The 19,300-nt window shown below is 54.4% G+C and carries 16 protein-coding genes; 8 read left to right on the forward strand and 8 right to left on the reverse strand.

Annotation, left to right across the window (positions count from 1 at the left end; all coding sequences use genetic code 11):
- Nucleotides 1–162 precede the first annotated feature (162 nt).
- Both AC791_RS17420 and argF read right to left on the reverse strand, forming a co-directional pair.
- Nucleotides 163–1,056: a hypothetical protein gene (locus AC791_RS17420; RefSeq protein WP_049841753.1), complete on the reverse strand. Its 894-nt coding sequence runs from the start codon at nucleotides 1,054–1,056 to the stop codon at nucleotides 163–165.
- Nucleotides 1,057–1,666: 610 nt separating this feature from the next.
- Nucleotides 1,667–2,671, reverse strand: coding sequence for an ornithine carbamoyltransferase (gene argF / locus AC791_RS17425; protein WP_049841754.1), 1,005 nt, complete (start codon nucleotides 2,669–2,671; stop codon nucleotides 1,667–1,669).
- A gap of 164 nt (nucleotides 2,672–2,835) precedes the next feature.
- On the opposite strand from argF, the gene rraB reads away from it, so the two are divergent.
- Genes rraB through AC791_RS17440 form a run of 3 tightly spaced genes read left to right on the forward strand, consistent with a single transcriptional unit; the run spans nucleotide 2,836 to nucleotide 4,797 of the window.
- Nucleotides 2,836–3,249 (forward strand): ribonuclease E inhibitor RraB, encoded by a 414-nt coding sequence (gene rraB, locus AC791_RS17430; protein ID WP_049841755.1) that lies wholly within the window; start codon nucleotides 2,836–2,838, stop codon nucleotides 3,247–3,249.
- 50 nt (nucleotides 3,250–3,299) lie between these two features.
- Entirely contained in the window at nucleotides 3,300–4,058 is a 759-nt protein-coding gene (miaE, locus tag AC791_RS17435; RefSeq protein ID WP_049841756.1) for a tRNA isopentenyl-2-thiomethyl-A-37 hydroxylase MiaE, read from the forward strand.
- Nucleotides 4,059–4,074: 16 nt separating this feature from the next.
- Nucleotides 4,075–4,797, forward strand: coding sequence for a hypothetical protein (locus AC791_RS17440; RefSeq protein ID WP_049841757.1), 723 nt, complete (start codon nucleotides 4,075–4,077; stop codon nucleotides 4,795–4,797).
- A gap of 85 nt (nucleotides 4,798–4,882) precedes the next feature.
- Here the strand turns inward: AC791_RS17440 and AC791_RS17445 are convergent, their stop codons facing one another.
- Nucleotides 4,883–5,380, reverse strand: a complete 498-nt coding sequence (locus tag AC791_RS17445; RefSeq protein ID WP_049841758.1) for a GNAT family N-acetyltransferase — start codon at nucleotides 5,378–5,380, stop codon at nucleotides 4,883–4,885.
- A 284-nt stretch (nucleotides 5,381–5,664) separates the two neighbouring features.
- On the opposite strand from AC791_RS17445, the gene AC791_RS20035 reads away from it, so the two are divergent.
- Nucleotides 5,665–5,796, forward strand: a complete 132-nt coding sequence (locus tag AC791_RS20035; protein WP_228136917.1) for a DUF898 family protein — start codon at nucleotides 5,665–5,667, stop codon at nucleotides 5,794–5,796.
- A gap of 234 nt (nucleotides 5,797–6,030) precedes the next feature.
- Here the strand turns inward: AC791_RS20035 and AC791_RS17450 are convergent, their stop codons facing one another.
- The 3 genes from AC791_RS17450 to pepA all read right to left on the reverse strand — a co-directional run bounded on the left by AC791_RS17450 (nucleotide 6,031) and on the right by pepA (nucleotide 10,964).
- Nucleotides 6,031–8,886, reverse strand: coding sequence for a valine--tRNA ligase (locus AC791_RS17450; RefSeq protein ID WP_049841759.1), 2,856 nt, complete (start codon nucleotides 8,884–8,886; stop codon nucleotides 6,031–6,033).
- Nucleotides 8,886–9,329: a DNA polymerase III subunit chi gene (holC, locus tag AC791_RS17455; protein ID WP_049841760.1), complete on the reverse strand. Its 444-nt coding sequence runs from the start codon at nucleotides 9,327–9,329 to the stop codon at nucleotides 8,886–8,888. Before holC ends, AC791_RS17450 begins: the two co-directional genes overlap by 1 nt.
- 123 nt (nucleotides 9,330–9,452) lie before the next feature.
- Complete coding sequence (gene pepA, locus AC791_RS17460; RefSeq protein ID WP_049841761.1) at nucleotides 9,453–10,964, reverse strand: leucyl aminopeptidase; 1,512 nt, start codon at nucleotides 10,962–10,964, stop codon at nucleotides 9,453–9,455.
- Between the two features lie 263 nt (nucleotides 10,965–11,227).
- On the opposite strand from pepA, the gene lptF reads away from it, so the two are divergent.
- The 3 genes from lptF to AC791_RS17475 all read left to right on the forward strand — a co-directional run bounded on the left by lptF (nucleotide 11,228) and on the right by AC791_RS17475 (nucleotide 15,158).
- A complete protein-coding gene (lptF, locus tag AC791_RS17465; protein WP_049841762.1) occupies nucleotides 11,228–12,328 on the forward strand; it encodes an LPS export ABC transporter permease LptF in 1,101 nt (366 codons plus the stop codon).
- The gene (gene lptG / locus AC791_RS17470) at nucleotides 12,328–13,410 is read left to right on the forward strand and encodes an LPS export ABC transporter permease LptG (protein WP_049841763.1); all 1,083 of its coding nucleotides are present in this window, start codon (nucleotides 12,328–12,330) and stop codon (nucleotides 13,408–13,410) included. Before lptF ends, lptG begins: the two co-directional genes overlap by 1 nt.
- 107 nt (nucleotides 13,411–13,517) lie before the next feature.
- Nucleotides 13,518–15,158 (forward strand): glycerone kinase, encoded by a 1,641-nt coding sequence (locus AC791_RS17475; protein ID WP_049841764.1) that lies wholly within the window; start codon nucleotides 13,518–13,520, stop codon nucleotides 15,156–15,158.
- Nucleotides 15,159–15,267: 109 nt separating this feature from the next.
- On the opposite strand, the gene ahr is transcribed toward AC791_RS17475, so the two are convergent.
- On the reverse strand, nucleotides 15,268–16,287 hold the full coding sequence (ahr, locus tag AC791_RS17480) for an NADPH-dependent aldehyde reductase Ahr (RefSeq protein WP_049841765.1): 1,020 nt from the start codon (nucleotides 16,285–16,287) through the stop codon (nucleotides 15,268–15,270).
- Between the two features lie 229 nt (nucleotides 16,288–16,516).
- Here ahr and AC791_RS17485 point away from each other — a divergent pair, with 229 nt between their 5' ends.
- Nucleotides 16,517–16,702 (forward strand): hypothetical protein, encoded by a 186-nt coding sequence (locus AC791_RS17485; protein ID WP_049841766.1) that lies wholly within the window; start codon nucleotides 16,517–16,519, stop codon nucleotides 16,700–16,702.
- 133 nt (nucleotides 16,703–16,835) lie between these two features.
- Here the strand turns inward: AC791_RS17485 and AC791_RS17490 are convergent, their stop codons facing one another.
- Entirely contained in the window at nucleotides 16,836–19,121 is a 2,286-nt protein-coding gene (locus AC791_RS17490) for an FdhF/YdeP family oxidoreductase (RefSeq protein ID WP_049841767.1), read from the reverse strand.
- Between the last annotated feature and the right edge of the window lie 179 nt (nucleotides 19,122–19,300).

Here is a 19,300-nt window from a genome sequence, read left to right on the forward strand (position 1 = left end):
CCGGCAGCCACCCCTGACTCACCAGGCGCCGGGGGACCGCCGCCACCCGCAGCGGATAAATCGCCACGCCCTGGCGCTCGCAGGCTTTACAGCCTGAAGGGAGGATCGCCGCCCGCTGGCTGGCGGCAATATTTTTGTCGGACTGCGCTTTCATATTCACTCTCAACATCCTTTTAGTGGCGGGGGCAGATGACGCAGTTCCTGCCATGTCTCATCGGGGAGACTCTGCATCAGCTGCGTAAACCGCAGGGCAGAGTTGTCGGCGGCCTGTTGCAGGCGGGTTTTTACTGAATCGTGCCGGGTTATATCGACAGGCTGTGTCAGGATGCTCAGTGCCAGATAAAACCGGTCACCCGGATGATGCAGACCGGTTTTTCCTGATGCCGTCCAGGCATTAGTGGCAAGCCGGACAGCCTCCGCCGGCAGGGTGGGTATGACGTCATGCCAGGCGGACAACAGGCGCAGGATTTCGCGGACATTGCGCTGCGCCTGTTCAGCGCCCCAGTTCAGCCGTCGCTCTGTGTCACTATTTTGCCCGCAAAGCGTTATCAGTGCGTCGGTGCAGGAGAGCAGATGCCACTGGCTGACCGGATGCAGCAGGGCAGACAGTATGGCAGGGTCAACCGTAGCCTGTAGCAGCTCAAGGCGCAGCGGTTCATGCACCGGCACGGTGGTGCTGGTGACAATATCCCTGCACAACCCGGCCAGCCATTCAGCCATTGCATCAGGCTCCAGCGATGAACTCAGCCAGCCACAGATATAGTGCTTTTCAGCTAACCGCTCATTGCGCGCATGCTCACCGCTATTCTGTACCAGGGTTTCATCGCAGAATTCGCCGGGGGAGGCCAGGCATAACAACAGCGGGCAATGTTCCGGCGACCAGGCCAGATCCGGGCGCAGTACCCGACGAAGCGTCTCCCTTCCCGTGGCATCATTCAGGCGGGCCGGGTGTAACGGATCCCATGATGTAATCCGCTTCAGCGGATCCAGCAGCAGATAACGATATTCATCCTGCCGGATATTGAGATATCCGGATAATTCAGTCATGGTTGGCATAAGCGACTCTTTTCCTGGCAGGGTTTGTTATTCATGACTCACTCCTTGTTCGTCTGCTTGTGTTCAGACACGCACGCATAAACAATATTGTGGAATGAACAACGGGAAGTGATAACTGATAAAGATCAATGGTTGGTTGAAGGGAGGTAAATAAATTTAAATTTCAATAAATATATTGACTATCTGACGATGATGATGGTGTGGGAGTTCAGTTGAAAGTATTCACAATATAAATAAAAAGAGAGGTTTTACTTTCGCTTTGCATTTAAAATTCCATGCAAGTCATTGTTATATTTTAAGAAAAATTTAAAGGTGCTCATCTTACCTAAGCAGTCATTATTTTTTAAATCAATACCTGTACACATTTAAAAAATAAATATATAAGCAGGGATTAATTGATTTAAAAAAGAATTTCAGCCTGAATAATAGACCAGGAAATATCGTGCTATATTCTGATGCGTAAATGTGATGCGCGCGGTTCATCAACCTCTTATGCTCACGCCACACGCTCACCATTGATTTTTGGCGTTGAAGAAAAACCGGTGAAGAACCTAAAGGCCGTCACCGATTTCGCTGTCCTAGCTGCTACCGTATATTTCTGCTCAGGCGATTATCTCGCCAGCGTCGCCACCATCACCGCCTTAATGGTATGCATCCGGTTTTCTGCCTGATCAAAAACAATACTGGCGGCGGATTCAAACACCTCATCCGTGACTTCCATTCCGCCGTGCAGGCCGTACTCTTCTGCCATCTGTTTACCCAGCGCGGTGCGATCGTCGTGAAAGGCGGGCAGGCAGTGAAGAAACTTCACCTGCGGATTACCGGTGAGCTGCATCATTGCGCTGTTTACCTGGTAATCACGCAGTAGCGCGATCCGTTCGGCCCATTTTTCTTTGGCTTCACCCATCGATACCCAGACGTCGGTATAAATAAAATCCGCGCCCTGCACGCCGGCGGCAATATCTTCCGTCAGGGTAATTTTCCCGCCGGTCTGGGCGGCCAGCGCCTGACATTCAGCGACCAGGCTTGCCTGTGGCCAACATACTTTTGGTGCAACCAGACGCAAATCAAGACCGGTCAACGCGGCGGCTTCCAGCAGGGTATTTCCCATGTTGTTCCGCGCATCGCCTGCGTAAACCAGCGTCATCTCATTAAATGCTTTACCCGGCAGATGTTCCTGCATGGTGAGTAAATCAGCCAGCAGTTGAGTGGGGTGAAACTCGTCGGTCAGGCCATTCCACACCGGTACACCCGCAAACGCGGCCAGCGTCTCAACGATATCCTGACCGTAGCCACGATACTGGATGCCGTCATACATCCGCCCCAGCACGCGGGCGGTATCTTTGATCGACTCTTTGTGACCAATCTGGCTGCCGCTGGGGCCGAGGTAAGTCACGCGAGCGCCCTGATCGAATGCGGCAACTTCGAAAGAGCAACGGGTACGGGTCGAGTCTTTTTCGAAGATGAGCGCAATATTTTTACCGCTAAGCTGCGGCGTTTCCTGACCCAGCTTCTTGTCAGCTTTCAATTTGGCAGCAAGCTGTAACAACGACTGGATCCCGGCGGGGGTAAAATCGAGTAATTTTAAAAAATGCTTCTGATAGAAAGACGACATATTTCCCTCTCATGATGCAGTTTATCTATTGAATTAAAATTCAATTTATATGTATGAATATGCAAAATCAACCCTGATGCATAAATCTTTGCGTGATAGGCTGGAGGCAATGTCAGTGGTGTGTGACAATATAAGTAACTGCGGCAATTTAAGAGGAACCCGCCATGGCAAACCCGGAATACCTGGAAGAGCAACGCGAAGAGACGCGCTTAACCATTGAAGAGCTTATTGAAGACGGCAGCGATCCCGATGCCCTGTATACCATTGAACACCATCTCTCTGCTGACGACTTCGATACGCTGGAGAAATTTGCGGTAGAAGCGTTTAAGCTGGGTTACGAAGTAACCGAGCCGGAAGAGCTGGAAGTGGAAGAGGGCGACACGGTGATTTGCTGCGATATTCTCAGTGAATGCGCGCTGAACGCCGATCTGATCGACGCCCAGGCCGAGCAGCTCATGACGCTGGCTGAAAAATTCAACGTTGAATATGACGGCTGGGGCACCTACTTCGAAGATCCGAACGCCGAAGACGGTGACGAGGATGATGTCGATGAGGATGATGACGGCACCCGTCACTAAGCACTAAACCCGGTACGGCAGCGTACGCTGCCGTATTTTCAGGACCCGCCATGGATTACCAGCGCCTGCTTTCTCCCGTTACTCAATTTCTGCACTGCCCGACGCCCGAGGCATGGATCGACAAGGCCCGCGATCCGGCAAACCTGCCGCTCCTGCTCACCGATCACATGGTGTGCGAGCTGAAAGCGGCGCAAACCGCCATGCTGCTGGTGCGTAAATATGTTGCCGATAAAGACGGCAGCGACGCGCTGCTGGCCTGGCTACAGCCTTATGAGGCGTTTACCTTTCGTGAAGGGCCTGAGCCCGACTTTATGGCGCTGCATAAGCAGATGAGTAAAAGCGTCATGCCGCGCACCAGCGATCCGTGGGGGCGCCAGCTCATCGACAGCATGCTGCTGTTAATTAAAGAAGAATTACACCATTTCTGGCAGGTGCGTGAGGCTATGGCGGCGCGTAATATTCCCTACGTCAAAATTACCGCCAGCCGCTATGCTAAAGGCATGCTGAAAGAGGTTCGCACCCACGAACCGCTGACGCTGATTGATAAACTGATTTGTGGCGCATATATCGAAGCCCGCTCCTGCGAGCGATTTGCGGCGCTGGCTCCGTATCTGGATGAGGATCTGCAGAAATTCTACCTCTCCCTGCTGCGCTCGGAAGCGCGCCATTATCAGGATTACCTTGCGCTGGCCCGGCAAATCGCCGGTCACGATATTGCATCACGCGTGCAGCATTTCGGGCAAACCGAAGCGGCGCTTATCACCACTGCGGACGATGAATTCCGTTTTCACAGCGGCGTCCCGGTATAACACCTGAGGATTTCCGATGAAAAAATGGGCCACCGCACTGCTGGCAGGCGTTATCTCTTTTATGGCCGTCGCCTGGATAGCGCATCGCTCCCCGGGTAAAACGGACGATGAGCAGTTCGATGCGATCGTCAGTACCATGCCGACCTATCAGGTATTAAAAGAGCAGGAGCCGCAGCTGTGGGATGCTATTCGTACCCGCGCATTGACTATGCAAAAGGACGGCAAGACTGAACAGCAGATCGTCGATGAGATCCAGCCGCAGGTGCTGGCATTGCAAATGCAACGTCTGCAAACCGCGCCGGATAAAGACGTGGTGGCCTATATGAAAATCAATATGGAACAGACTGCGGCTGTGCAAAAAGTCAGTGATGATGATTGCTATCGCTTTCTGTTTCCTGAGGTGAAAGGCGGAATTAACCCGGTCAGAATTTTGTCGCAGGAACTTTTTCAGCGTCGTATGGCTGTGGATGCCGCCATGATGCGTGCGGCGGTTGGACCGGATAAACATACGGTAACGCCGCAGGAACGTGCACACGCGCAGCAGGATATTAAACCACTCGCGCTGCAGCTGACTCAGCGCTACGGCGAGAATATGGAAATTATGTCTAATCCGCGCAGCGGCGTGGGGAAAGAGAAAATCACCTGTAACCTCGTACAGGATTTGTGGAATAGCGTGCTGGCACTGCCTGAGAATAAAGCCGCCGCGGTGATCCGCTTTGCGATTGCTTCTACTGAATAAGTCCGGCAGATGCTTACCAGGTTGAAAACCCTATTACGCGTCTGAATGCATTAAAATGCGCGCAGACGCGTATAACGGCCTGGGGTTAAATCTCTTTAAGCATTCGTACTTCACAATCGACGTGCCCGGTACAGCCTAGCGGGCCGTCGATATGCTTAAAGCCGAGCCGTTCATACAGCCCTGTCGCTTCTTTCAGAAACGCGGTGGTTTCAAGATAACAGCGTTTAAAACCCAGCGTACGGGCATGATCTATTGCCATTAACGCCAGTTTTTTCGCCAGTCCCTGACCGCGAATCGACGGCAGAAAATACATCTTTTGCAGCTCACAAATATCTGGTTCGCTACAGGCTAGCGGGGCAATACCGCCGCCGCCCACGACATTTCCGTCCTGCTCTACTACCCAATAAGCATGACCTGGCTGATTGTAGAGTGTGTAAAGTTCATCCAGATTCGGATCGGCAACCGTATAGCCTTTATCAGCGGTCAGGCCGTATTCTGCCGAAACCTGACGGATAACAGCCGCAATAGCCGGGTTATCCTGAGCCGTCAGGCGGCGCAGCGTCAGTGTGCTCACTACATTCATGATATTACCTAATGACACAATCAAAACGAATATATTTATTTAATACCATTGTCTCTGAGGCGGCGCAAGCAACTTATAAAGAGAGAAAAAGTTTTGAACGTTATAACAGTAAATGGTCCTGTAAAGTTGCAGGTTGACGCCTTTTTTACCTCTTTGATGCATTATAGATTTTTCTAATCAGGAATATACAGGAGTAAAGCTACACATAATAATGAGGTACAGTACCATACGTTTATGTTTCGCGGCACGGGTAGTGACTATTTTCTAATTTGTCTGGTAATACTTTGCTGATCATTATAACCCTGGGAATTTATTTGCTCTGGGCGATAATAAAATGCTGCCGTTATATTTATGCGAACAGGCAGGTCAAGAGGCAGTCTTTTTATTATGGCGTGACGGGGAGCAATATTTTTTAAAGCAGTATATTACACGGTCTCTAGCTATTTCAGAACGAAATCAGACAGCCCGAATTATGGCAATTCGGTAACAGGACCTGATTAGCCTGCTTGTTTGCTTTTTTACTATTATCGCGCAGCGTCATGCCAGTACTACCTTTCCTTTAAGATACAAAAGGCCGGAACATGTTCCGGCCTTTTCCCCGACGTTACCAGACTTGCCGGGCAAGCGCAGCGCCACCCGGCATGGCGTGCTTACAGCGCGCTAATAACCGCCTGCTGTTCGATAAGCTTCGCTTTTGCCTCAGCATAGCCGTCCAGCTTCTCGCGCTCTTTGGCAATCACCGCTTCCGGTGCGCGCGCCACAAAGCCTTCATTGGACAGCTTGCTTTCGATGCGGCCAATTTCACCTTCGACCTTCGCCACTTCTTTCGCCAGACGCGCCAGTTCGGCCTCTTTGTCGATCAGGCCTGCCATCGGGATCAGCAGCTCCGCACCGTCGATGATTTTGGTCACCGATACCGGACCTTTATCGTCCGCAGGCAGTACGGTAATGCTTTCCAGACGCGCCAGATTCAGCAGGAAGCTTTTATTGTCGTTTACGCGACGCATTGCATCCTGGCTACAGCCGCGCAGCAGCAGCTCAAGCGGTTTACCCGGAGCGATATTCATTTCTGCACGGATGTTACGGATCGCAACGATGGCCTGTTTCAGCCATTCGGTGTCAGTCAGCGCGGTTTCATCAACCTGTGCGCCGTCAAATGCCGGGAAGGGTTGCAGCATGATGGTATCAGCCGTAATGCCGCAAATAACTTTCACCCGCTGCCAGATGGTTTCCGTAATAAACGGAATGATCGGATGCGCCAGACGCAGCAGACCTTCCAGTACCGTCACCAGCGTGTGGCGGGTGCCGCGCAGTTCAGATTCAGAACCGCCGTTCATCACCGGCTTGGTCAGCTCCAGATACCAGTCGCAGAACTGGTTCCAGGTGAACTCATACAGAATGCCTGCGGCGATGTCGAAGCGGAAGTTATCCAGTGCTTCACGGTAGGCTTTAATGGTCTGGTTGAATTCCGCGAGGATCCAGCGGTCTGCCAGCGACAGCGTCATGTCGCCGCCGTTGAAGCCGCAATCCTGATCTTCGGTATTCATCAGCACAAAGCGGCTGGCGTTCCACAGCTTATTACAGAAGTTACGGTAACCTTCCAGACGCTTCATATCCCAGTTGATATCGCGACCGGTTGAGGCCAGCGCAGCCAGGGTGAAACGCAGGGCGTCGGTCCCGTGCGGCTCAATGCCGTCAGGAAACTGCTTCTCGGTACGCTTAGCGATTTTTTCCGCCAGCTGCGGCTGCATCATGTTGCCGGTACGTTTCTCCAGCAGATCGGCCAGAGAAATACCGTCAACCATGTCCAGCGGATCGATCACGTTACCTTTGGACTTGGACATCTTCTGTCCTTCGTCATCGCGGATCAGACCAGTCATGTATACCGTCTTAAACGGCACCTGTGGCTTGCCGTTTTCATCTTTGATGAAGTGCATGGTCATCATGATCATGCGGGCAATCCAGAAGAAGATAATGTCAAAGCCGGATACCATCACGCTGGTCGGGTGGAACTGACGCAGCGCATCGGTATTTTCCGGCCAGCCGAGAGTCGAGAAGGTCCACAGCGCGGAGGAGAACCAGGTATCGAGAACGTCATCATCCTGACGCAGGGCCACATCGGCACCGAGGTTATTTTCCTGGCGCACTTCGTCTTCGGTGCGGCCAACGTAGACATTGCCGTCGTTGTCGTACCATGCCGGGATACGATGACCCCACCACAGCTGGCGGGAGATACACCAGTCCTGGATATCACGCATCCAGGAGAAATACATGTTTTCGTACTGCTTCGGCACGAACTGAATATCACCGTTCTCAACGGCTTCAACCGCCGGTTTTGCCAGCACGTCGGCACGTACGTACCACTGGTCGGTGAGCATCGGTTCAATCACCACGCCGCCGCGATCGCCGTACGGCACTGTCAGGTCGTGCGGTTTAATCTCTTCTAACAGGCCGAGCGCGTCAACAGCGGCGACCATCGCTTTACGCGCGGCAAAGCGCTCAAGATTCTGGAACTGCGCCGGGATAGCGCTGGAATAAACTTCAGATTCCTCACCTTTGGTGTCAAAGATCTGCGCGCTTTCACGGATATCGCCATCAAAGGTCAGAATGTTGATCATCGGAAGCTGATGACGTTTGCCGACTTCATAGTCGTTGAAATCGTGCGCAGGGGTGATTTTCACGCAGCCGGTGCCTTTCTCCATGTCGGCGTGTTCATCACCCACAATCGGGATGCGGCGGTCAACCAGCGGCAGCATCACATATTTGCCGATCAGATCTCTATAACGCGGATCTTCCGGGTTAACGGCGACGCCGGTATCACCCAGCAGCGTTTCCGGACGGGTGGTGGCGACAACCAGATAATCTTTACCGTCTGCGGTGGTTGCGCCGTCGGCCAGCGGATAGCGGATATGCCACATGGAGCCTTTAGACTCGCGGTTTTCCACTTCCAGATCGGAGATGGCGGTGCGCAGTTTCGGGTCCCAGTTGACCAGACGTTTGCCACGGTAAATCAGATCTTCTTTATACAGACGGACAAACACTTCTTTCACGGCATTGGAAAGACCGTCGTCCATGGTGAAGCGCTCGCGCTCCCAGTCAACGGAGTTGCCGAGGCGACGCATCTGACGGGTAATGGTGCCGCCGGATTCCGCTTTCCACTGCCAGATTTTATCGATAAACGCATCGCGGCCATAATCGTGACGGGTTTTTCCTTCTTCAGCGGCGATCTTACGCTCAACCACCATCTGGGTAGCAATACCCGCGTGGTCCGTACCCGCCTGCCACAAGGTGTTTTTACCCTGCATACGCTGATAGCGGATCATGGTGTCCATGATGGTTTGCTGGAAAGCATGACCCATATGCAAGCTGCCGGTGACGTTCGGCGGCGGGATCATGATGCAGAAGCTTTCCTGGCTTTCATCACCATTTGGTTTGAAATAGCCCTGCTTTTCCCACTGCTCGTAAAGCGGCTGTTCGATATCTTGCGGGTTGTATGTCTTTTCCATTATTTCCAGGCTGCCGTATTCAGGTTAAAACCAGCCACGCGATAGGCTTTGTAGCGTTCGCGTGCCAGTTGTTTCAATGAGTCTTCATAAGGTACGAAGTCTACCACTTCTGTGAAAGCGGTGGCAAAGTCTGCAAAGTTTGTGCGCAGACTGATGAGGATATCACGTGGGCTGCTATTCCGTTTTTGCGGCCAGGCGATTTCAACCGGCGCACCGCCTCTGGGACCTTCGCCGGCCAGATTATGCGGGACAAAACTGTCAGCGGGCCTTGCCCACAGCGCTTCATCGAGGCGGATCGCCTGCTGCTCATCTTCGCAGGCGATCAGCACGCGTTTGCCGCTGCGCCAACGTTCTGCGGCAATCTCACACACTAGTTGCTCCACGGCGCTCAGGTCGTCGGCAGTTGTGTCATTGTCCAGAAGGTAGAACGTTGCGTTTTTCATATAGGGCTTCTTGTGATGACGTTATGTGAAGTGGGATGACCCGTCAGTGCTTTAGTACCCTGCAATGCCGGGTGGCGCTTCGCTTACCCGGCCTACAGTATTTTTCTCCGGACTCCCGCGATATTACTCTTCCCCGGAGAAACCGGCGCGGTTCAGCAGGAACTGCGACAGCAGGGCCACCGGACGCCCGGTCGCGCCTTTAGCCTTGCCGGAGCGCCATGCGGTTCCGGCGATATCCAGGTGCGCCCAGTTATATTTACGGGTAAAACGCGACAGGAAGCAACCGGCGGTAATTGCCCCGCCAGGACGGCCACCGATGTTCGCCATATCGGCAAAATTCGATTCCAGCTGATCGTGGAATTCATCGGCCAGCGGCAGACGCCATGCGCGATCTCCCGCCTGCTCAGAGGCGCTGATCAACTCGTGAGCCAGCGGATTATGATTCGCCATCAGACCGGTAATATGATGCCCCAGGGCGATCACACATGCGCCGGTCAGGGTGGCGACGTCAATCACCGTTTCAGGATCGAAGCGCTCAACGTAGGTCAGCACATCACACAGCACCAGTCGGCCTTCGGCGTCGGTATTCAGCACTTCAACCGTCTGACCGGACATGGTTGTCAGCACGTCGCCTGGACGATAAGCTCGTCCGCCCGGCATGTTTTCACAGCCGGCCAGCACGCCAACCACGTTAATCGGCAGTTGCAGTTCCGCCACCATGCGCATCACGCCGTAGACCGCTGCCGCGCCGCACATATCGTACTTCATCTCATCCATGCCTTCGGCAGGTTTGATGGAGATACCGCCGGAGTCAAAGGTCAGCCCTTTACCCACCAGCACAATCGGACGCGCGTCTTCGGAAGCATCGCCTTTGTACTCAATTACCGACATCAGCGATTCATTCTGTGAACCTGCCCCGACCGCCAGATAAGAGTGCATCCCCAGATCTTTCATTTGCTGCTCGCCAATCACCCGGGTAACGACGTTTTTGCTGTAGCCGTCCGCCAGCTGGCGCGCCTGCGAGGCCAGATAGGCCGCATTACAAATATTCGGCGGCATATTGCCGAGATCTTTGGCCGCTTTAATACCGGCAGCAATAGCCAGACCGTGCTGGATTGCACGCTCGCCGCTGGTCAGTTCCCGGCGGGTCGGCACGTTGAACACCATCTTACGCAGCGGACGACGCGGCTCGCTTTTATTCGTTTTAAGCTGGTCAAAGCTATACAGCGTCTCTTTCGCCGTCTCAACCGCCTGGCGTACTTTCCAGTAATTATTGCGGCCTTTAACGTGCAGCTCGGTGAGGAAGCAGACCGCTTCCATTGAGCCGGTATCATTCAGAGTATTAATCGTTTTCTGAATTACCTGCTTATACTGACGTTCATCCAGCTCGCGCTCTTTGCCGCAGCCGATCAGCAGGATACGCTCTGACAGGACGTTTGGCACATGATGAAGCAGCAAGGTCTGCCCCGGTTTACCTTCCAGCTCGCCGCGACGCAGCAGGGCGCTAATATAGCCGTCGCTGATTTTGTCGAGCTGCTCGGCAATGGGGGAGAGGCGACGCGGTTCAAAGACGCCCACCACGATACACGCGCTCCGCTGTTTCTCCGGGCTACCGCTTTTTACACTGAACTCCATGCACTACGCTCCTGAATCTTAAAGACAACGGCGGACGCTACGGATAGAATTGCAAGCTTTCGTAACTCATGTCCGCTGTTGCGGTGACTTCGTGATAATCTTACTGTGATGGTTTAAACACCTCAGAGCGTTCCTGAAGCTGCCATCTGCTAAGTAAAACTATCTTAGCGATGTTTTCAACGACTCAAGAGCATAAATGACGTTTAAGCCATGAAACAAGCGATTTTCCAGCAAAAACACGGGTTTTTACAGGCGTATTTAAATTGATAATCATAAGATATCTGGTGCGGGAGACCCTCAAAAGCCAACTGGCGATCCTTTTCATCCTGCTTCTGATCTTCTTCTGTCAGAAACTGGTGCGGATCCTGGGCGCGGCGGTTGACGGTGAAATCCCAACGAACCTGGTGCTCTCGCTACTGGGACTGGGCGTGCCTGAAATGGCGCAGCTTATCCTGCCGCTCAGCCTGTTCCTCGGGCTGCTGATGACGCTGGGCAAACTGTATACCGAAAGTGAAATTACGGTCATGCACGCCTGCGGCCTGAGTAAGGCCGTACTGGTAAAAGCGGCGCTGATCCTCGCGCTGTTTACCGGCATCGTGGCGGCCGTCAACGTCATGTGGGCGGGGCCGTGGTCCTCCCGGCATCAGGATGAAGTGCTGGCCGATGCCAAAGCCAACCCCGGCCTGGCGGCGCTGGCCCAGGGGCAGTTTCAGCAGGCGACCGACGGCAACTCAGTGCTGTTTATTGAAAGCGTCAGCGGCAGCAGCTTTCACGACGTATTTCTCGCCCAGCTGCGCCCGAAAGGCAGCGCGCGTCCTTCTGTCGTCGTTGCGGATTCCGGTCAGATGGCGCAGCACAAAGACGGTTCTCAAAGCGTCACCTTAAATAAAGGCACGCGCTTTGAAGGCACCGCTATGCTGCGTGACTTCCGCATCACCGATTTCCAGAACTACCAGGCCATCATTGGCCATCAGGCGGTCGCACTGAATCCTGACGATACCGATCAGATGAACATGCGCACCCTGTGGAATACCGATAGCGACCGGGCGCGGGCCGAGCTGCACTGGCGCTTTACCCTAGTGGCGACGGTATTCATCATGGCGCTGATGGTGGTGCCCCTCAGCGTGGTTAACCCGCGTCAGGGGCGCGTACTTTCTATGCTCCCGGCGATGCTGCTGTATCTGATATTTTTCCTACTGCAAACTTCACTGAAATCAAACGGCAGTAAAGGCAAGCTGGACCCGATGATCTGGATGTGGGCGGTGAACCTGCTTTACTTCGCGCTCGCTGTCGGGCTGAACCTGTGGGATACGGTGCCGATGCGCCGTTTGCGTGCCCGTTTCATGCGTAAAGGAGCGGTATAATGCAGGCATTTGGCGTACTCGACCGCTATATCGGTAAGACCATTTTTAACACCATCATGATGACGCTGTTCATGCTGGTGTCGCTCTCGGGCATCATCAAGTTCGTCGACCAGCTGAAAAAGGCCGGGCAGGGGAGCTATGATGCGGTGGGCGCGGGAATGTTTACCCTCCTCAGCGTGCCGAAAGACATTCAAATCTTCTTCCCGATGGCCGCGCTGCTGGGCGCACTGTTAGGACTGGGGATGCTGGCGCAGCGCAGCGAGCTGGTTGTGATGCAGGCGTCCGGCTTTACCCGCCTTCAGGTGGCGCTGGCGGTAATGAAAACCGCGATCCCGCTGGTGTTGCTGACCATGGCCGTCGGGGAATGGGTTGCCCCGCAGGGCGAGCAGATGGCGCGTAACTATCGCGCGCAGGCGATGTACGGCGGATCGCTGCTGTCAACCCAGCAGGGCTTGTGGGCGAAAGACGGCAATAATTTTGTCTATATCGAACGTATCAAAGGCGAAGATGAACTGGGTGGCGTTAGCGTATATGCGTTTAACGACCAGCGTCGGTTGCAGTCGGTGCGCTATGCGGCCTCGGCAAAATTCGATAAAGCACGCGGGCAGTGGGAATTGTCGCAGGTTGACGAATCTAACCTGACCGATCCTAAGCAGATCACCGGTACGCAGACGGTAACCGGTACCTGGAAAACCAACCTCACCCCGGACAAACTGGGCGTGGTGGCGCTGGAGCCGGATGCACTCTCCATCAGCGGCCTTTACAGTTACAGCCACTATTTAGAGTCCAGCGGTCAGGATGCCGGACGCTACCAGCTGAAGATGTGGAGTAAGATTTTCCAGCCGCTGTCGGTCGCGGTCATGATGCTGATGGCGCTGTCGTTTATCTTTGGCCCGCTGCGCAGCGTGCCGATGGGCGTGCGTGTCGTCACCGGGATCAGCTTCGGCTTTCTGTTCTACGTCATGGATCAGATTTTCGGTCCGCTGACGCTGGTGTACAACATTCCACCGCTTATCGGGGCGCTACTCCCGAGCGCGCTGTTCTTCCTTATCAGCCTGCTATTAATGATGAAACGGGCCTGACGTGCCTCCCTTCATCCGTTCGCGGATGAAGGGGTTTCCCTCATTTCTCGGTTTATCCCGCTGTGCCAACTATGCTTTCCCTGTGTTCCACTTACTTCAGGGAAATTATGTCCAGATTCTTTTTTAACGACCGTAAGCATCTCGTCAACGACGCAATCGAAGGGATTGTCCGCTCTGCGCCACAGGCTAACCTCGTGCGTCTCGACATCGATCCGGCCATCCGCATTGTGGCTCGCGCCGACTGGGATAAAAGCCGCGTAGCGGTGATTTCCGGCGGTGGCTCCGGTCATGAACCGGCCCACGCCGGCTTTGTAGGTAAAGGGATGCTTACCGCCGCCGTCTGCGGCGATCTCTTTGCTTCCCCAAGCGTTGATGCGGTACTCAACGCCATTATTGCCGTCACCGGCGAGCGTGGCTGTCTGCTGATCGTCAAAAACTACACCGGCGATCGCCTTAATTTTGGTCTTGCCGCCGAGAAAGCCAAACGTCACGGCCTGAACGTCGAGATGGTCATTGTGGCCGACGATATTGCGCTGCCGGACAACAAGCAGCCGCGGGGCATTGCCGGAACGGCGCTGGTGCATAAAATTGCCGGTTACGCCGCCGAACAGGGCCAGAGTTTGCAGGAGGTCCACGATATAGCCCAGGAGGCCTGCGATAACCTCTACAGCCTCGGCGTCGCCATGCAGACCTGCAACCTGCCGGGCAGCGACGATGAAGAGGGCCGCATCCCGCCTGGTCAGGCCGAGCTGGGGCTGGGCATCCACGGTGAGCCGGGCGCATCCACGCTCAACACCCATAACAGCAAAGCGATTATTGACGCGCTGGTCGCCCCGCTGCGCGAACGGGCAGGTGAAGGGCGCTTTGCCGTGCTCATTAATAACCTCGGCGGCGTGTCAGCCCTTGAGATGGCGCTGCTCACCAAAGAGCTGGCGCACTCGGCGCTGGAGAACCAGATAGCCTGTCTAATTGGCCCGGCACTGCTGGTCAGTTCGCTGGATATGAAAGGATTCTCGCTTTCCCTGCTGCGTCTTAACGATCGTTTTGAGCAGGCATTAAACGCCGACGTTGAGACCATCGGCTGGCAGAAGCCGGTGGCCTTTGTGCCGTTAAAGACGGCCACGTACAGTAAAGTTCACGACAGCCTGGAGGTCGAACCGTCCGACAATCCGCAGGTAAAAAGCATCGTTTCCACGGCCACCCGCACGTTAATCGACCTTGAAAATCGGCTCAACGCGCTGGATGCCAAAGTGGGCGATGGCGACACCGGCTCCACCTTTGCCGAAGGCGCGCGCGACATTGCTCAACAGCTTGAGCAGGGTAAACTGCCGCTCAATCATCCGGCCCATCTCCTGCAACTGATCGGCGAGCGGCTGGCAACGGTGATGGGCGGCTCCAGCGGCGTACTGATGTCGATATTCTTTACCGCTGCCGGACAGGCCTTACAGGACGGTGCATCGCTCCCGGACGCGCTGCTCACCGGCCTTAAACAGATGAAACACTACGGCGGTGCGGATCTCGGTGACCGCACGCTGATCGACGCCCTGCAACCGGCCCTGGAGGCGCTGCGGGACAGCGACATCAACGCGGCAGCCAGCGCCGCCCGGCAGGGGGCAGACGACACCGCCAAAATGCAAAAAGCCGGCGCGGGTCGCTCATCCTACGTTAACAGCCAGAACCTCGACGGCGTTACCGATCCGGGTGCCGTGGCGGTGGCAGAGGTCTTTGCCGCGCTGGTAAAAGAGTAATAAAAAAGGCCGGGGGATCTCCCCGGCCAGTTAAACGCGCTTACTCAGGCACTCTGACCGCAGGACGGTGCACGCGTAGCGCCGCCCGGCATTTACGCCTGAGCCTGCCTTAAAAATCCGCCTTCAATACCACGCGATAACGGGCTTTCCCCTCGCGCACGTGCTTCAGGGCCTCATTAATCTGCGACATCGGGAACTCTTCGGTGATCGGCGCAACCTTCGCCCGACCGGCAAACTTCATCAGCTTGCGCAGCTCATACGGCGTACCCGTCGCCGAACCGGAGATACTGCGGTCCCCGCCAATCAGGGTAAACGCCGGCACCGGCAGCGGTTTCAGCACCGCACCTACCGTGTGGAAGTTACCGCCGTACGCCAGCGCTTCAAAATAGGGCTGCCAGTTCAGATCAACGTTTACGGTATTAATAATCAAATCGAACTGACCTGCCAGCGCTTTCAGCGCCTCCGGATCGCGGCTGTTTACCACGTTATCCGCGCCCATCTTCCGCACTTCCTGCTCTTTCGCCGGATTGGAGCTGAACGCCGTCACCTCACAGCCCATTGCGTGCAGCAGCTTGATGGCAATATGCCCCAGCCCGCCAATACCGATCACCCCGACGCGGCTGGTGGCGGTCACATGATGCATCAGCAGCGGTTTAAACACCGTGATGCCACCGCACAGCAGCGGACCGGCAGATTCAATATCAATACTCTCCGGCAGCGGGATCACCCACTGCCAGTCCGCGCGCAGCTTATCGGCAAATCCACCGCGGTTTAAAATGGTCGGCACCGCGCCTTCCAGACAGTTAATCTGATTGCCGCTGATACAGGCATCGCAGTGACCGCAGCTCCGCGCCGTCCAGCCGATCCCCACGCGCTGACCCACTTTCAGGCCCTTATCCTGCGCGTCACGACCCAGCGCGACCACGCGACCAATCACCTCATGACCGGCTACCAGCGGATACTGCGACATTCCCCACTCGTTATCGATCATCGACAAATCCGAGTGGCAGATCCCGCAGTAATCTACCTGAACCTCGACATCCTGCGCCTGCAGTTCACCTGCGTCGTACTCGTACAGTTCCAGATCGCTACCGGCTTCTTTTGCGGCATAGCTTTTAATTGTCGACATGTTTTACCCCTCGTGTGGTGTTGAATGGGAAGTGTAGAGTATCGGAAGAGGGCACGCTTGGCCGAAGAGGGCATGACCGGCAGGGCATCGGCATTTTAGGAATGATGTGAAAACGGCTGCTTTTTTCGACGTTTATTATACCAATGGACAACGCCCTTTCGCTTGCACTGGCACGGGTGCGATATACGCATTAAATTATCCCTTTTGATGATTAAACAGGATCAGAGCGATGAGTGATTTAAGTGAAAAGCAAAAGGCAGAGATTGATGAGTTTGCGCTACAGCGAGTGAGAGCCCTTAATAACGATGAGTTTCTCTGCCAGCAGATTGACAAGAAGATCCATGGAATGGGGGAAAGCGTTAAGGCCTATTTTCATTCCCGCCTTGCCTTTCATACCCGGACGGAAAAACAGTAGCCACGCTATATGGCTACTGTTGCCTCTTTGACGTGCGCGTTACGACAACCCCGCCCATCTTAGCCGCAGCCTTTGGCCCGATGGCGGGTAAAGCCGCCGCCGGGCTGTCCGCTCTTTATTACTCACAGCGTAGTTAACTTACACGCTGTTTCTCCATCATTACCGGAATACTTTTATACGCCGGAATGCCGCAGTGGGCATCATGATTATCCAGCGTCAGCATGTGGTTTGATTCAGGGAAATAAGTGACCAGCGAACGGTCTGCCATCGAATAAATGACTACCTTCAGGCCATCCATGCGGCGTTCACTTGGAGTACCATCCGGCTCCAGGGCTATCAGATTAACTTTATCGCCGGCGCTCACCCCGCTTTTTTGCGCCTGCGTAGGGCTAATAAAAACGACGTCCCGTTGCCCAAATACCCCACGATAGCGGTCATCCATGCCATACAGGGTAGTATTGTATTGATCGTGACTGCGTACTGTCGCCAGCACCAGCTCGCTGTTGAATGCCGAAGCCGGGTCCTCCTGCAGGCTAAGTGTCGGAATAAAATTGGCTTTACCGGATTTGGTCAGCCACCGGCGCTCTGCCGCCGCATTGGGCAGATGAAAGCCGCCCGGCTGCGCGATACGCTGATTGTAATCGGCGAAGTCGGGGAACACGGCTTCAATCCCTTCGCGAATGCGCGCGTAGTTATCAATCATGCTTTGCCAGGCGATCACGCTTTGCGGCAGCGTCGCCTGCGCGATACCCGCGATAATGGCGCATTCAGATTTTAAATGTTCGCTGGCAGGCTTGAGTACGCCACGAGAGGCGTGGACCATCGACATAGAATCTTCAACCGTTATTATTTGTGCGCCGCTCAATTGCATATCAATTTCAGTGCGGCCTAACACCGGAAGAAGATAGCTGGCCCGGGCAGTTAACAGGTGGGAATGGTTCAGTTTGGTGGCCAGATGGACAGATAAATCCAGTCGTTTTACCGCCTGCCAGGTGGCATGACTATCGGGCATGGCGACGGCGAAATTTCCGCCAAGGCAAAACAGCGCCCGGGCGCTGCCTGCGCAGATAGCTTGCATGGTGGCCACGGCGGCATGACCAGATTCTCTGGGTGGCGCAAAGCCGAAGGTTTTTTCAATGTTGCCAAGCATCGCCGCACTGGGTTTTTCAGTGATGCCAACCGTACGGTCGCCCTGCACATTGGAGTGGCCGCGTAACGGGCAGATCCCGGCACCGGGCTTGCCTATGTTGCCTTTGAGCAGCAGCAAATTAATCAGTTGTTGAACGTTTTGCGTGCCGTGCTGATGCTGGGTGATACCCATGCCGTAGCAGATGATGGTGTTATCGGCAGCGATATAGGCGCTGGCAAGCGCGTCAATTTGCTCGCGATCAAGGCCGGAAATAGATTCGATATCCTGCCAGTCGGTATTGAGTAAGTCGTTCCGCAGTTCATCGTAGCCCTGAGTATGCTCAGTGATAAATGCCTCGTCCAGAATACCGGTTTGCCCCTGGGCAAGGTGATGTTCGTGGCGCTCAATGATAAGGCGCATCATCCCTTTTAGCAGCGCGGTATCGCCGCCAATCCGCACATGATAATAGTCACTGGCCAGGGGGGTGGCGCGGTTGGTCAGCATTTCCACCGGATTTTGCGGCGCGATAAAGCGCTCCAGCCCACGCTCCTGGAGAGGATTTATCGCAATGATTTTCGCACCGCGCAGTGAGGCAGCCCGCAGGGACGTTAACATCCTGGGATGATTAGTCCCGGGGTTATGGCCGATGCAGATAATCAGGTCACAGCGGTCAAAATCGTCCAGTACCACCGTCCCTTTACCTACCCCGATACTGTTTGCTAATCCGACGCTGGTGGACTCATGACACATATTGGAGCAGTCCGGGAAATTATTGGTGCCGTATTCCCGCGCGAACAGTTGATAGAGGAAGGCGGCTTCATTAGAGGCGCGCCCGGAGGTATAAAACTCCACCCCATTAGGATCGGGGAACTGGCGAAGCTGGGTGCCGATTTCATTAAAAGCGGTTTCCCAGTCGATGGCCTGATAACAATCCGTCTCCGGGTTGTATTTCATCGGATGGGTAAGACGGCCGCTATTTTCCAGATCAAAACTATTCCAGGTTAACAGTTCAGAGACGGTATGGCGGGCAAAAAAATCGGGCGTAGCCCGTTTATCGGTGGCCTCCCAGGCCATAGCTTTAGCGCCGTTTTCACAGACATCAAACGAGGCCGTGTGTTTTGGATCGGGCCAGGCGCAGCCCGGGCAATCAAAGCCATCCACCTTATTCATATCAAACAATGCAATGACATCGTGACGCATATTCATTTGCTCACGCAGCGCCTGCGCCACTGCTCTGACAGCTCCCCACCCGCCAGCCGCCTCCGTATAATTTTCTATTTTTTTGCTCACTCTACTCTCCTGTGAATAATGGTTATAACCTGCTGGGTTATAAATCAAAAATGGATACTTCAATAACAAGTCAACTATTTACATTCAGGCAACATCGCGCCATTAGTGTTTTTTAAGTTTATGATTATTTTGATAAATGCAGATTAAACCGGACGATGATCGTGGGATCGCTAAGCGGC

It is taken from the genome of Klebsiella sp. RIT-PI-d (genome assembly GCF_001187865.1).
Lineage (GTDB): Bacteria > Pseudomonadota > Gammaproteobacteria > Enterobacterales > Enterobacteriaceae > Superficieibacter.